Raw genomic sequence first — 12,546 nt, 5'->3', positions numbered from 1 at the left:
AGTGGAGTCTCCTCAGGTGTTGAAGTACTTCGCTTCGGGGTGGTGGCAGACGATCGCGTCGGTCGACTGCTCGGGGTGCAGCTGGTACTCCTCGGACAGCTTCACGCCGATCCGGCCCGGCTCGAGGAGCGCGACGATCTTCGCCCGGTCCTCGAGGTCGGGACAGGCGCCGTAGCCCAGGGAGAACCGTGCTCCACGGTAGCCGAGCTTGAAGAACTCCTCGACGTCGTCGGCGTCCTCTGAGGCGACCGCCACACCCCCGGGCAGGGTCAGCTCGCCCCGGATGCGGCAGTGCCAGTACTCGGCCAGCGCCTCGGTGAGCTGGACGCCGAGGCCGTGCACCTCGAGGTAGTCGCGGTAGGCGTCGGCGGCGAAGAGCGCGTTCGCGTAGTCCGCGATCGGCCGGCCCATGGTCACCACCGTGAACGGCACGACGTCCACCTCGCCCGCTTCGCGCGGGCGGTAGAAGTCGGCCAGGCACAGCCGGCGGTCGCGGCGCTGGCGCGGGAAGGTGAAGCGCAGCCGCTCGGGCGCGTCGGGCGACGGCTCGGTGAGCACGACGAGGTCGTCGCCCTCGGCGAAGCACGGGAAGTAGCCGTAGACGACGGCCGCGTGCGCCAGGACGCCGTCGGCGGTCAGCCGGTCGAGCCAGTACCGCAGCCGCGGCCGTCCTTCGGACTCGACGAGGTCGTCGTAGCTCGGCCCGGCGCCACCGCGGGCGCCCTTGAGCCCCCACTGCCCCATGAACGTCGCGCGTTCGTCGAGCATGGCGGCGTAGTCGGCCAGCGGGACGCCCTTCGCCACGCGGCGGCCCCAGAACGGCGGCGTCGGCAGCGGGACGTCGGTGGCGACGGCCGACCGCGCCGGCGGCGGGCCCTCGAGAGCTTCCTCCTCGGCCTTGCGGGCCTTGCGCGCCTCGGCGATCCGCAGCGACCGCGCGCGGCGTTCCTTGCGCTCCTGCTGCTTCTGGTCCGCCCCGGCAGCCACGATCGGCGACTCGCCGCGCTTGGCGGCCATGAGCGCGTCCATCAGCCGCAGCCCTTCGAACGCGTCGCGGGCGTAGCGGACGTCGCCCAGGTACAGCTCCGAAAGGTCGTTCTCCACATACGAGCGGGTCAGGGCGGCGCCGCCGAGCAGCACCGGCCAGCGCGTGGCGACGCCCCGGGAGTTCATCTCCTGGAGGTTCTCCTTCATGATCACCGTCGACTTCACCAGCAGCCCGGACATCCCGATCGCGTCGGCGCCCTGCTCGGCCGCGGCGTCGAGGATGGTCGTGATCGGCTGCTTGATGCCGAGGTTGACCACTTCGTAGCCGTTGTTGGACAGGATGATGTCGACCAGGTTCTTGCCGATGTCGTGCACGTCGCCGCGGACGGTGGCCAGCACGATCCGGCCCTTGCCCGAGTCGTCGCCGGTCTCCATGTGCGGCTCGAGGTGCGCGACGGCCGCCTTCATCACCTCGGCGGACTGCAGCACGAACGGCAGCTGCATCTGCCCGGACCCGAACAGCTCGCCGACGGTCTTCATGCCGGCCAGCAGGGTGTCGTTGATGATCTGCAGCGCGGGTCGCTGCTCCAGCGCGGCGTCGAGGTCTTCGGTGAGGCCGGTGCGCTCGCCGTCGACGATCCGGCGTTCCAGGCGTTCGAACAGCGGCAGGGCGGCCAGCTCCTCGGCCCGCGACGCCTTGGACGACGCCGCGCTCACGCCCTCGAACAGGGCCATCAGCTCCTGCAGCGGGTCATAGCCGTCACGACGGCGGTCGTAGACGAGGTCCAGCGCGACCGCGCGCCGGTCGTCCGGGATACGGGCCATCGGCAGGATCTTCGACGCGTGCACGATCGCGGTGTCGAGCCCGGCCTGGACGCACTCGTGCAGGAACACGGAGTTGAGCACCTGCCGGGCGGCCGGGTTGAGGCCGAAGGAGATGTTGGACAGGCCGAGGGTGGTCTGGACTTCGGGGTGGCGGCGCTTGATCTCGCGGATCGCCTCGATCGTCTCGACGCCGTCACGGCGCGATTCTTCCTGGCCGGTGGCGATGGTGAAGGTCAGCGCGTCGATGATGATGTCGGCCGTCCGCACGCCCCACTTGCCGGTGATGTCCGCGATCAGCCGTGAGGCGATGCCGGCCTTCTTCTCCGCGGTCCGAGCCTGGCCCTCTTCGTCGATGGTCAGGGCGACGACGGCGGCGCCGTACTCGCTCACCAGGGCCATCACCTGGGTGAAGCGGGATTCCGGACCGTCGCCGTCCTCGTAGTTGACGGAGTTGACCGCGCACCGGCCGCCCAGCCGCTCCAAGCCCGCGCGCAGCACCGGGACCTCGGTGGAGTCGAGCATGATCGGCAGCGTCGACGCGGTCGCGAGGCGGCCGGCCAGCTCGGCCATGTCAGCGGTGCCGTCGCGCCCGACGTAGTCGACGCACAGGTCCAGCAGGTGGGCGCCGTCGCGGGTCTGCTCGCGGGCGATCTCGACGCAGTCGTCCCAGCGGCCTTCCAGCATCGCCGTGCGGAACGCCTTCGAGCCGTTGGCGTTGGTCCGCTCGCCGATCATGAGCACGCTGGCGTCCTGCTTGAACGGCACCGCCTGGTACAACGACGACACGCCCGGCTCGGGCCGTGGCCGCCGGGCGGCCGGCTTCGCGTCGGAGACGGCCGCCGCGAGCTGCCGGATGTGCTCGTCGGTGGTACCGCAGCAGCCGCCGACCAGGCCGACGCCGAACTCGCGCACGAACCCGGTGAGCGCCTCGACCAGGGCTTCCGGGCCGAGCGGGTACACCGCGCCGGCCGGGCCGAGCTCGGGCAGGCCGGCGTTCGGCATCACCGACAGCGGCACCCGGGCGTGCTTGGCCAGCTGCCGCAGGTGCTCGCTCATCTCGGCGGGCCCGGTCGCGCAGTTGAGCCCGATGACGTCGATGCCGAGCGGCTCCAGCGCGGCCAGCGCCGCGCCGACCTCGGTGCCGAGCAGCATGGTGCCGGTGGTTTCGACGGTGATCGAAGCGAGGATCGGCACCTGCCTGCCCTCGGCCGTCATCGCGCGCTGCGCGCCGATGATCGACGCCTTGGTCTGGAGGATGTCCTGGGTGGTTTCGACGATCACCGCGTCGGCCCCGCCGGCGAGCAGGCCGCGGACCTCCTCCCGGTAGGCGTCCCGCAGCGTGGTGAACGGCGCGTGACCGAGGGTCGGCAGCTTGGTGCCCGGGCCGGCCGAGCCGAGCACGAACCTGGGCCGGTCCGGGGTCGCGAACTCGTCGGCGGTCTCGCGGGCCAGCCGCGCGCCGGCCTCGGCGAGCTCGAAGATCCGGCCGGTGATGTCGTATTCGGCGAAGTTGGCGAAATTGGCCCCGAAAGTGTTGGTCTCGACCGCGTCCGCCCCCGCTTCGAGGTAGCCGCGGTGCACGGACCGCACGACGTCCGGCCGGGTGACGTTGAGGATCTCGTTGCAGCCTTCGAGCCCGCCGAAGTCGTCGAGGCTCAGGTCGTGGGCCTGCAGGGCGGTGCCCATCGCCCCGTCCGCGACCAGCACGCGCGAACGGAGGGCTTCCAGGAACGGCGACGACACCCGGTCGGACATGCTGAACAGGGTAAGGCCGGTGGTCGTAGGCTGGGTTGGTGAGTGAGCCCGTCGACGAGACCCCGCGGCCGCCCGGCGACCGCACCGAACCCACCCGGCCTTGGATGGTCGTCGCCTTCGAAGGATGGAACGACGCAGGTGACGCGGCCAGCCGGGCCGTCGAGCATCTCCAGCTGAACTGGGACGCCACGCCGCTGGCCGAGCTGGAGCCCGACGACTACTACGACTTCCAGGTCAGCCGCCCGACCGTCCGCATGGTGGACGGCGTCACTCGCCGGGTGGACTGGCCGACGACGACCCTGTCGGTGTGCCGCCCCGACGGGTTCGACCGCGACGTGGTGCTCGTGCAGGGACCCGAGCCGAACATGCGCTGGCGTGCCTTCTGCGCCGAGCTGCTGGAGCACATCAAGCAGCTCGACGTCGCGACCGTGGTGACGCTGGGCGCGCTGCTCGCCGACACCGCGCACACGCGGCCCGTCCCGGTCACCGGGACGGCCTACGACAAGGACACCGCGTCGCTCTACGGGCTCGACCTGAACAACTACCAGGGCCCGACCGGCATCGTCGGCATCCTGCAGGACTACTGCGTGCAGGAGGGCATCCCGGCGGTGTCGATCTGGGCCGCGGTGCCGCACTACGTGTCGCACCCGCCGTCCCCGAAGGCGACGCTGGCCCTGCTGCACAAGCTCGAGGACATCCTCGACGTCGAGATCCCGCTGGGCGCGTTGCCGGAGCAGTCCGAGGAGTGGCAGCGCACGGTCAGCGAGATGGCCGACGAGGACGAGGAGATCAGCGAGTACGTCCGCAGCCTCGAAGAGCGCGGCGACGCCCAGACCGAGGTCGCGGAGCAGGACGTCAGCGGCGACAAGATCGCCGCCGAGTTCGAGCGCTACCTGCGCCGCCGCGGCCGCGGTGGCGGGCAGGAAGGCTTCGGCCTGCGCTGAGTCACGCGAGCCAGCTGGTGGCGAACGCCCGGGCGGGGTTCGCCACCAGCATGGCGGTCACGACGTCCCCACCCAGCTGCTTCGTCAGTCGTGGCGCCAGCGTAGTGAGCAGGTAAGGCGCGCCCGGCTGGTACCGCGCCGCCGCGGTTGTCGTGTCTCCGCCGAGCAGGATCCGGCTGCCGTGCCCGGCCTCGACCAGAGCTTCGAGGCCGTCGAAGAGCCGCCAGTCGGTGGCGTGGTTGGCCCGCGACGGGCCGTCGAACCCGAGGAACACGCCGGTTTCGGCGATCTCCCGCTGCAGCCGCGCGTCCGGGTTCCGGTTGAGGTGCCCGAGGATCACCTTGTCCGGCGGGACGTCGAGCTTCCCGCACAGCAGCTCGACGGTCTCCAGCGCCGCCGTGCCGTGTTCCAGGTGGACGGCGATCGGCGCGCCGGTCTCCTGGTGGGCGACCGCGGCGGCGGTCATCGTGAGCCGCGCGTGGGAGTCGATCGTGTGGAACGCGCCGGCCACCTTGACCAGCCCGGCACGCGGGCCGGTCCGCGGCTCGTCGGGCAGGTCGGCGGGTTGCGTGCCCACGGTCAGGTCGGCGACGAACTCCTTCACCAGGCCGTCGATCACGCGGCCGAGGATCGCCGGCGCGTAGTGCTCGGCGCGGTGCAGACCGGTGGCCGCGACGACGTGCACGCCGATCTCGTTCGACATCCATGCCAGCTCGCGGGTCCGCCGGGTCAGGCCGTACGGCGTCCACTGCACGAGCGCCGAGCCGCCGGCGACCTTGAAGGCCAGGAGCAGCTCGGTCGCCGCCGTCGGGTCGTCCAGCTCCTGGCCGGGCAGCAGCTTCGAGGCGAAGAAGAGGTGGTCGTGCGCGTCCGTCACGCCCAGAAGAGCCGGCTCGATGTCGCCCAGCACCGTCCGTACCCGCGGGTCCCCAGTCACGCCGCCGAGTGTAACGCCTCACCCGTTACGATGGCGAGATGCCGGAAGACTTCCGCCTCGACATGGGCGCGCCGTGGCTGAACCTGCTCGCCACCCGCGGCCGGCACTTCGGCGCGCGGCCGGTCGAGCGCATCCCGACCCCGGAGCGGCTGCGTGAGTGGCTGGCTGCGGTCGAGCTGACGCCGCTCGCACCGCTCGCCCACGCCGATCTACGGGCTGCGCACCGGCTCCGGGAGGTGCTGCGCGAACTCGCGCTGGGCGCGGTCGACGGGGTCGCGCCGAAGGCCGATCAGGTGAGTCCGCTGTCGGCGTTCCTGGTCGCGGAGCCGATGCACCTGGCCGCGCTGGAGCAGCTGCACCGCAGCGCGCCGCCGACCGCGGACGCCGCGTTCGCGCGGCTCGCGCACCAAGCGGCGGACTGGCTCACCGGGCCGCTGCGGCACGACCTGCGGGCGTGCCCGGAACAGGATTGCCGCGGGGTGTTCGCCGACCCGGGCGGGCGGCGGCGCTGGTGTCCTTCGCCCGCCTGCGCCAGCCGTGGGCGGGTACGCGCACTCAGGGAACGACGACGCGCGGAATCTTGACGGCCGGCGGATGCGGCGCCTCAACCCCGGCGGCACCGCGCGTCAATCCCGGCACCGCCCGATCACGACGGCCACAGAATCCGGCACATCGGCCCAGCCGCGCCTCAACCCCGGCGGCACCGCGGGTCAGCCCCGGCACCGCCCGATCACGACGGCCAGAGGATCCGGCGCATCGGCACCGCACCCCGCGCCCGCTTCCGCCACTCCCGCGGATAACCCAGCGAAACCTCCTCGAAGCGGACCCCGTCCGCCTCGGTGGTCCGCGGGATGTGCAGGTGCCCGTACACCGCGATCTCCGCGCGGTAGCGCAGGTGCCAGTCCTCGGTCTTGGTCGTGCCGCACCACAGCGCGAACTCCGGCCAGTACAGCGGCGCCGTCGGGTGGCGGTGCAGCGGCCAGTGCGACATCAGGATCGTGCCGTGGTCCTCGGGGATCGCGTCGAGGCGCTCGGTGCTCAGCTTGAGCCGCTCCTCGCACCACGCCTGACGGCTCGGGTACGGGTCCGGGTGCAGGAAGTACTCGTCCGTGCAGACCACGCCGGCCTCGCGCGCCTGGTTCAGCGCCTCTTCGAGGGTCTTGCCCTCGGCGGCGGGTGTCCGCCAGCTGTAGTCGTAGAGCAGGAACAGCGGCGCGATGGTCAGCGGCCGCGAAGCGTGCTCCCACACCGGGAACTCGTCCTCGGGCGTCAGCACGCCGATCTCGCGGCACCGGTCGACGAGGTGCTCGTAGCGGGCCTGGCCACGCAGCTGGCAGTCGTCGCCCTTCGTCGTCCACAGCTCGTGGTTGCCGGGCACCCAGACGACCTTCGCGAACCGGCCGCGCAGCGTCTTCAGCGTCTCGATCACCACGTCGGCCCGCTCGGCGACGTCGCCGGCGACGAGCAGCCAGTCGCCGGGGGTCTCGGGCACGACGGAGTCGAGGATCGGGCCGTTGCCCTCGTGGGTCACGTGGAGGTCGCTCGTGGCGAAGAGGTGCGGCACCCCTCCACCGTAACCATCGGGGCGGCGCTGCCATCGTCAAACCCACGGGTTTTCCGCACCAGCATCAGGGCTCCCGCGAGGACGTAGACGCCGGCTTGGACGTTCAGCAGCACCGCCGGCCCGGTCGTCGCGACCAGGGCGCCGGCCAGCAGCGCGCCGGCCGTGGTGAAGGTCGCGACCAGGGCGAACGTCGTGCTGAGCACCCGGCCGGCCCGTGCCGGCGCGACCGCGCTCTGCACCTCCGACAGCAACCCGGCGCCGACGACCACGCCCGGCGCGCCCGCCAGCGCGAACAGCCCGACGTACACCCCCAGCGCCGTCGTCACCAGCGCGAGGTTCCAGATCACCGCGGACAGCAGGCCCAGCACGACCGACCCCCAGCCGAGCAGCGCGGCCGGCGCGATCCGCCGGGCCACCGTGGCGACCGCGAAGCCGGCGGCCAGCCCGCCGATCGCCTGCACGCCCCGCAGCAGGCCGGCGTCGGCTTCGCTGCCGCCGAGCACCTCCAGGACGTACACCACGAACAGGACCAGGAACATGCCCTGCGCCAGCGACGTGCACACGAGCGCCAGCCCGGTCCGGGCGAGCCGCCGGTTGTGCGTCAGCTCGCGCAGGCCGTCGAGCCACGCGCGCACCACCGGCTCCCGCGCCGGCCGGGGCGCGGGCGCGCTCACCCGCCGGAACGGCTTGGCCAGCAGCGCCCCGGCCACCACCAGCACCGCGAGGTACCCGGTGACGACGTCGGCGAGCCCGCCGAAGCCCAGCAGCGCGCCGCCGGCCCAGCCCCCGGCCAGCCGGGCGACACTGCCGTTGACGCTCATCAGCCCGTTCGCGCCGGTGACCTCCTCGACGCCGACCAGCTCCGGGACCAGCGCGTTGCGCGCCGGTTCGAACACCGACGCGAGTGCCGCCTGCGCGGCCATCACCGCGTAGACCACCGTGACGCCGGGTTCGGCCAGCAGCGGCAGCGCGACCACGGCCAGCCCGCAGCAGACGCCGAACAGCACCGCGCGCCGGTTCCACCGGTCGGCGACGACCCCGGCGACCGGGCTCAGCAGCACGGCGGGCAGCAGGCCCAGCACGATGCTCAACGCCGTCGTCGCGGCGGAGCCGGTGCGCTGGAAGACGTACACCGGCAGGGCCACCTGCAGCATCCACTCGGCCGTCTCGCCGAAGAACGCGGCCACCCACAGCCGGGCGAACGCCGGCACGCCCAGCAGCTGCTTCATTCCTCCGCCTTCCCCGTGTGGTCGATGCGCGGGAACGCGCGCAGGCCCAGGTGCGCCGGGCGCGCGTCGGGCGGCGCGTCGGTCCGGATCGCGCTGACGTAGGGGCGGACCAGCGCGTCGATCGCTTCGACCAGCCGGGTCAGCTCGGCCGGGCTGACGCGCAGCGCGTAGGTGCTCAGTCCCGACGCCGCCCGCCAGGCCGGGTCGAGACCGTCGAGCGAGTCGAGGTAGCGCTGGGTCAGCTCCTGCTCGTGGCCGAGGGTCGCGCCCACGACGCCGAGCTGGGCCGCCCGCTGCACGGGGTCGTCGGCCAGCTCCCCCAGCTCCAGCCCGACCTGGCGAGCACGCCACGGCCGTTCGCGCCCGTCCTCCCCTTCGGCTCGTTCGACGAGCCCGTACTGCGCGAGCTGCCGCAGGTGCCAGCTGCAGTTCGACGCGGTCGAGCCGACGGCCTCGGCGCATTCGCTCGCCGTGCGCGGGCCGACGGCGGTGAGGTGGTGCAGCAGGGCCGACCGCAGGGGGTGCGACAGCGCCCGCAGCAGTTCGGCGTCCTCGATCCGCTTGCGCGGCGGCAGCTCGGCCATCGGTCGTCCAATCTGAAAGAACTCTTTCGAAAGACTTCTTTCAGACTCGGCCCCGCCTGCGGGTTTGTCAACCCGGTTCGCTATCGTTCGTGGGGCAGTGACTGCGCGAAGCAGTGACTGCGTCATCACCCGACCTTGGATGGACGTTGCCCGACCAGCGCGAACTCGCCACCGCCGCCGCCCTCGCCCTCCCCCGGTTCGTCGGGTCGACCGCGCTCTTCCACGCGGCGGTCGCCGAGCGGATGGCCGTCACCCCGACCGAGCTGCACTGCCTGCACCTGCTCCACGGCGGCGTCAGCGACTCCCCGACCGAGCTCGCGCGGCTGCTCGGGATGAGCACCGGCGCGTTCACCCGGCTGCTCGACCGGATGGCGCAGCACCGCCTCGCCGAGCGCGCCCCCGATCCGGCCGATCGCCGCCGGCTCGTCGTCCGGCCGCTGCCCGACCGGATGGCCGAGCTCGCCGAGCTCTACGCGCCGATGGCCCGGTTCGTCGGCGAGCGCCTCGCCCGGCTGGACCGCCGCCAGCTGACGGCCCTCCTGGAGTTCCTCACCGACGGCACCGCGGCGGCCGAGCGGTCCGCCGCCCAGGTGCCCGATGTGACCCACGTCATAACCAGTTGACTAACTCTACGGTTGTTGCGTTAACCTGGCTCCACTATGAGGAACTGAACCGCGCCCATCCCGCTTCCGAGGCGGCACCCGGTCGAGCCCGAGCTCCCGCGTGCCACGACGCCCGGCGGGATTTCCGCTTCTTCTCATCCGGGCCCGGTGATCGCACATGTCATTCGTTTTTCCCCTGCAGGCCAAGGACGTCGTCTTCGGCTACGGCACCCGCGTGGTGCTCGACGGCGTCTCGCTGACCGCTTCGGCCGGGCAACGGCTCGGCCTGGTCGGCGAGAACGGCACCGGCAAGTCCACCCTGCTGCGGCTGCTCGCCGGGCTCGAAGAACCCCGCTCCGGCGAGGTCCTCCGCGGTCCGGACGTCGGGTTCCTGCTGCAGGAGCTGCCGTTCCCGATGGACGCGACCTTCGCCGACGTCCTCGACGACGCGCTCGCCGAGATCCGCGCCGCCACGGCCCGGCTCGACGAGCTGACCACGGCGATGACCGACCGCCCCGACGACGAAGGCGTGCTCGAGGAGTACGGCCGGGTGCTGGAGTGGGCGCAGGCCCACGACCTCTGGGACGCCGACCGCCGCGCGAAGCTCGTCTGCGACGGGCTCGGCCTCGGCGGCGTCGAACCGGACCGGCGGCTCGGCACGCTCTCGGGCGGGCAGCGCTCGCGGCTCGGCCTGGCCGCACTGCTGATCCGGCGGCCGGAGACGCTGCTGCTGGACGAGCCGACCAACCACCTCGACGACGCCGCGATGGAGTTCCTGGAACGGCACCTCGCCGAGCTGTCCGGGATCGTCGTGCTGTCCTCGCACGATCGGGTGTTCCTCGACGCCGTCTGCACCGACATCGTCGACCTCGACCCGGCGGCGGCCGACCGGCAAGCCGGCGGCGCGGTCCGCTACGGCGGCAGCTACTCGGACTACCTCGGCCACAAGAAAGCCGAACGGGCGCGCTGGGAACAGCGCTTCGCCGAAGAACAGGAGGAGCTGAAGGAGCTTCGCGAGACCGTCGCGGTGACGGCGCGCAACGTCGCCTACGGCCGCGGGCCGCGCGACAACGACAAGTTCATCCACAAGTTCAAGGGCGCCCGCGTCCAGAAGACGATCTCGCGGCGGGTCCGCGACGCCGAACAGCGGCTCGAGGACCTCGAACGTGATCAGGTGCGCAAACCCCCGGCGCCACTGCGGTTCCGCGCCGAGCTCACCGGCCACCCCACCGGCGACGGCCCGGCGATCTCGGTGCGCGCCCTGGAGGTTCCGGGCCGGCTGAGCCTGCCCCGGCTGGACGTCGAGGGTTCGGCCCGGCTGCTCGTCACCGGCGGGAACGGCGCCGGGAAGTCGACGTTGCTGTCGGTGCTGGCCGGCCGGCTCACGCCGGCGAGCGGGAGCGTCCACTTCGGACACGGCGTGCGGGTCGGGCTGCTGGAGCAGGACGTCGCGTTCGCCGAGCCGGAGCGGACGGCGGCCCGCGTCTACCGGGACGCGCTCGGCGAGGACGCTCCGGCGTTGAGCCGGCTCGGCCTGCTGGCGTCGCGGGACCTCCGGCAGCCGGTGGGCGCGCTTTCGGTGGGCCAGCGACGGCGGCTCGCATTGGCGGTGCTGCTGGCCGACCCGCCGGACGTGCTGCTGCTCGACGAGCCGACGAACCACATTTCGCTGACCCTGGCGGAAGAACTGTTCGCGGCTCTCGAGTCGGCTCCCGGCGCCGTCGTCATCGCGTCCCACGACCGGTGGCTGCGCCGCGACTGGTCGGGCGACCACCTGGAACTGGCCGCTGGCCACCCCGCCGCCGTCTAGCCCGTTATACACCGGTCAGAGGCGGCACTTTCGTAGGGAAAGTGCCGCCTCGGGCAGGGTCAGAGGGTGATGCCGAGGAGGGCGTCGACGGCGATGCGGATCAGGCCGGGGGCCGTGGTGTCGGTGCCGTCGCGGCGCAGGGCTTCGATGGCCCAGGCGTCGATCGCCGCGAGGGCCTTCGGCGTGTCGAGGTCGTCGGACAGGTGGTCGCGCAGGCGGGAGATCGTGTCCTCGGCGGACGGTCCGGTGGCCAGCGAAACCGCTTCGCGCCAGCGGGCGAGCCGGGCCTCCGCCTCGGACAGGAGTTCGGCCGTCCACGGGCGGTCGGCGCGGTAGTGGCCGGCGAACAGCGCCAGCCGGATCGCGCCCGGGTCGACCTGGTCGGCCCGCAGCCGCGACACGAACACCAGGTTCCCGCGCGACTTCGACATCTTCTCGCCGTCGAGGCCGATCATCCCGGCGTGCACGTAGTGGCGCGCGAACGGCCCGTCCTTGGCAACGGCTTCGGCGTGCGCCGCGCTGTACTCGTGGTGCGGGAAGATCAGGTCCGAACCACCGCCCTGCAGGTCGAACCCGAGGCCCAGCCGGTTGACGGCGATGGCGCTGCACTCGATGTGCCAGCCCGGGCGGCCCGGGCCGAGCTCGGACTCCCACGACGGCTCGCCTTCCCGGGCGACGCGCCACAGCAGCGCGTCCAGCGGGTGGCGCTTGCCGGCGCGATCGGGGTCGCCGCCGCGCTCGGCGAAGAACTTCCGCATGGTCGGCTCGTCGTAGTTCGACTCGTAGCCGAACTTCCCGGTCGCGGAGTGGTCGAAGTAGACGTCCGGGTGCTCCGGGTCGTCGGCGCGGTAGGCGGCGCCGTTGGCGAGCAGCTTCGCGATGACCTCGACGATCTCCGGGATGCTCTCCACCGCGCCGACGAACTGCTTCGGCGGCAGCACGCGCAGCGCGGTCATGTCCTCGCGGAACAGCGCCGTCTCGCGCATGCCGAGCACGACCCAGTCGTCCTGGTCGCGCTCGGCGCGCTCGAGCAGCGGCTCGTCGATGTCGGTGACGTTCTGCACGTAGTGGACGTCGTGCCCGTTGTCCCGCCACACGCGGTTCACCAGGTCGAAGGCCAGGTACGTCGCGGCGTGCCCCAGGTGCGTCGCGTCGTAGGGCGTGATGCCGCAGACGTACATCCGGGCCGTGGCGCCGGGCGCGGTCGGGCGGATCTGCCCGGTGGCCGTGTCGTGGAGCCGCAGCGGGCGGGGGGTGCCGGGGATGCGGGGCACGTCGACCGATGACCAAGTCTGCATACCCTCGACTG

The 12,546-nt window shown here is 72.5% G+C and carries 10 protein-coding genes; 4 read left to right on the top strand and 6 right to left on the bottom strand.

The window, feature by feature from the left end; all coding sequences use genetic code 11:
• Positions 1-12 precede the first annotated feature (12 nt).
• The gene (gene metH, locus M8542_RS05180) at positions 13-3,567 is read right to left on the bottom strand and encodes a methionine synthase (protein WP_257918827.1); all 3,555 of its coding nucleotides are present in this window, start codon (positions 3,565-3,567) and stop codon (positions 13-15) included.
• Positions 3,568-3,605: 38 nt separating this feature from the next.
• Between metH and M8542_RS05175 the strand changes: the two genes are divergently transcribed.
• Complete coding sequence (locus M8542_RS05175) at positions 3,606-4,511, top strand: PAC2 family protein (protein WP_257918826.1); 906 nt, start codon at positions 3,606-3,608, stop codon at positions 4,509-4,511.
• A 1-nt stretch (position 4,512) separates the two neighbouring features.
• On the opposite strand, the gene M8542_RS05170 is transcribed toward M8542_RS05175, so the two are convergent.
• Positions 4,513-5,448: a phosphotriesterase family protein gene (locus M8542_RS05170; RefSeq protein WP_257918825.1), complete on the bottom strand. Its 936-nt coding sequence runs from the start codon at positions 5,446-5,448 to the stop codon at positions 4,513-4,515.
• Between the two features lie 38 nt (positions 5,449-5,486).
• Between M8542_RS05170 and M8542_RS05165 the strand changes: the two genes are divergently transcribed.
• Positions 5,487-6,032 carry a CGNR zinc finger domain-containing protein gene (locus tag M8542_RS05165; RefSeq protein WP_257918824.1) on the top strand — a complete coding sequence of 182 codons (546 nt, stop codon included), beginning with the start codon at positions 5,487-5,489 and terminating at the stop codon, positions 6,030-6,032.
• Positions 6,033-6,178: 146 nt separating this feature from the next.
• Here the strand turns inward: M8542_RS05165 and M8542_RS05160 are convergent, their stop codons facing one another.
• From M8542_RS05160 to M8542_RS05150, 3 genes are read right to left on the bottom strand one after another with little or no spacing between them, the layout of a single operon-like run.
• On the bottom strand, positions 6,179-7,012 hold the full coding sequence (locus tag M8542_RS05160; protein ID WP_257918823.1) for a metallophosphoesterase family protein: 834 nt from the start codon (positions 7,010-7,012) through the stop codon (positions 6,179-6,181).
• Positions 6,976-8,241, bottom strand: coding sequence for an MFS transporter (locus M8542_RS05155; RefSeq protein ID WP_257918822.1), 1,266 nt, complete (start codon positions 8,239-8,241; stop codon positions 6,976-6,978). The genes M8542_RS05160 and M8542_RS05155 overlap by 37 nt, the downstream gene beginning before the upstream one ends.
• A complete protein-coding gene (locus tag M8542_RS05150; RefSeq protein WP_257918821.1) occupies positions 8,238-8,825 on the bottom strand; it encodes an ArsR/SmtB family transcription factor in 588 nt (195 codons plus the stop codon). Before M8542_RS05150 ends, M8542_RS05155 begins: the two co-directional genes overlap by 4 nt.
• 146 nt (positions 8,826-8,971) lie before the next feature.
• On the opposite strand from M8542_RS05150, the gene M8542_RS05145 reads away from it, so the two are divergent.
• Both M8542_RS05145 and M8542_RS05140 read left to right on the top strand, forming a co-directional pair.
• A complete protein-coding gene (locus tag M8542_RS05145; protein ID WP_257918820.1) occupies positions 8,972-9,448 on the top strand; it encodes a MarR family winged helix-turn-helix transcriptional regulator in 477 nt (158 codons plus the stop codon).
• A gap of 157 nt (positions 9,449-9,605) precedes the next feature.
• On the top strand, positions 9,606-11,237 hold the full coding sequence (locus tag M8542_RS05140) for an ABC-F family ATP-binding cassette domain-containing protein (protein ID WP_257918819.1): 1,632 nt from the start codon (positions 9,606-9,608) through the stop codon (positions 11,235-11,237).
• Between the two features lie 59 nt (positions 11,238-11,296).
• Here M8542_RS05140 and mshC read toward each other — a convergent pair whose 3' ends face one another.
• Positions 11,297-12,535: a cysteine--1-D-myo-inosityl 2-amino-2-deoxy-alpha-D-glucopyranoside ligase gene (mshC, locus tag M8542_RS05135; protein ID WP_257918818.1), complete on the bottom strand. Its 1,239-nt coding sequence runs from the start codon at positions 12,533-12,535 to the stop codon at positions 11,297-11,299.
• Positions 12,536-12,546: the final 11 nt, after the last annotated feature.

The sequence above is a fragment of the Amycolatopsis iheyensis genome (assembly GCF_024703995.1).
Taxonomy (GTDB): Bacteria; Actinomycetota; Actinomycetes; order Mycobacteriales; family Pseudonocardiaceae; genus Amycolatopsis; species Amycolatopsis iheyensis.
The sequence above is the reverse complement of the archived record's forward strand: the minus strand, read 5'-3'. Positions and strand labels throughout refer to the sequence as shown.

Coding starts and splice junctions, on each gene's coding strand:
- mshC (WP_257918818.1), bottom strand. CDS start 12,535: ATGCAGACTTGGTCATCGGTCGACGTGCCCCGCATCCCCGGCACCCCC.
- M8542_RS05140 (WP_257918819.1), top strand. CDS start 9,606: ATGTCATTCGTTTTTCCCCTGCAGGCCAAGGACGTCGTCTTCGGCTAC.
- M8542_RS05155 (WP_257918822.1), bottom strand. CDS start 8,241: ATGAAGCAGCTGCTGGGCGTGCCGGCGTTCGCCCGGCTGTGGGTGGCC.
- metH (WP_257918827.1), bottom strand. CDS start 3,567: ATGTCCGACCGGGTGTCGTCGCCGTTCCTGGAAGCCCTCCGTTCGCGC.
- M8542_RS05165 (WP_257918824.1), top strand. CDS start 5,487: ATGCCGGAAGACTTCCGCCTCGACATGGGCGCGCCGTGGCTGAACCTG.
- M8542_RS05150 (WP_257918821.1), bottom strand. CDS start 8,825: ATGGCCGAGCTGCCGCCGCGCAAGCGGATCGAGGACGCCGAACTGCTG.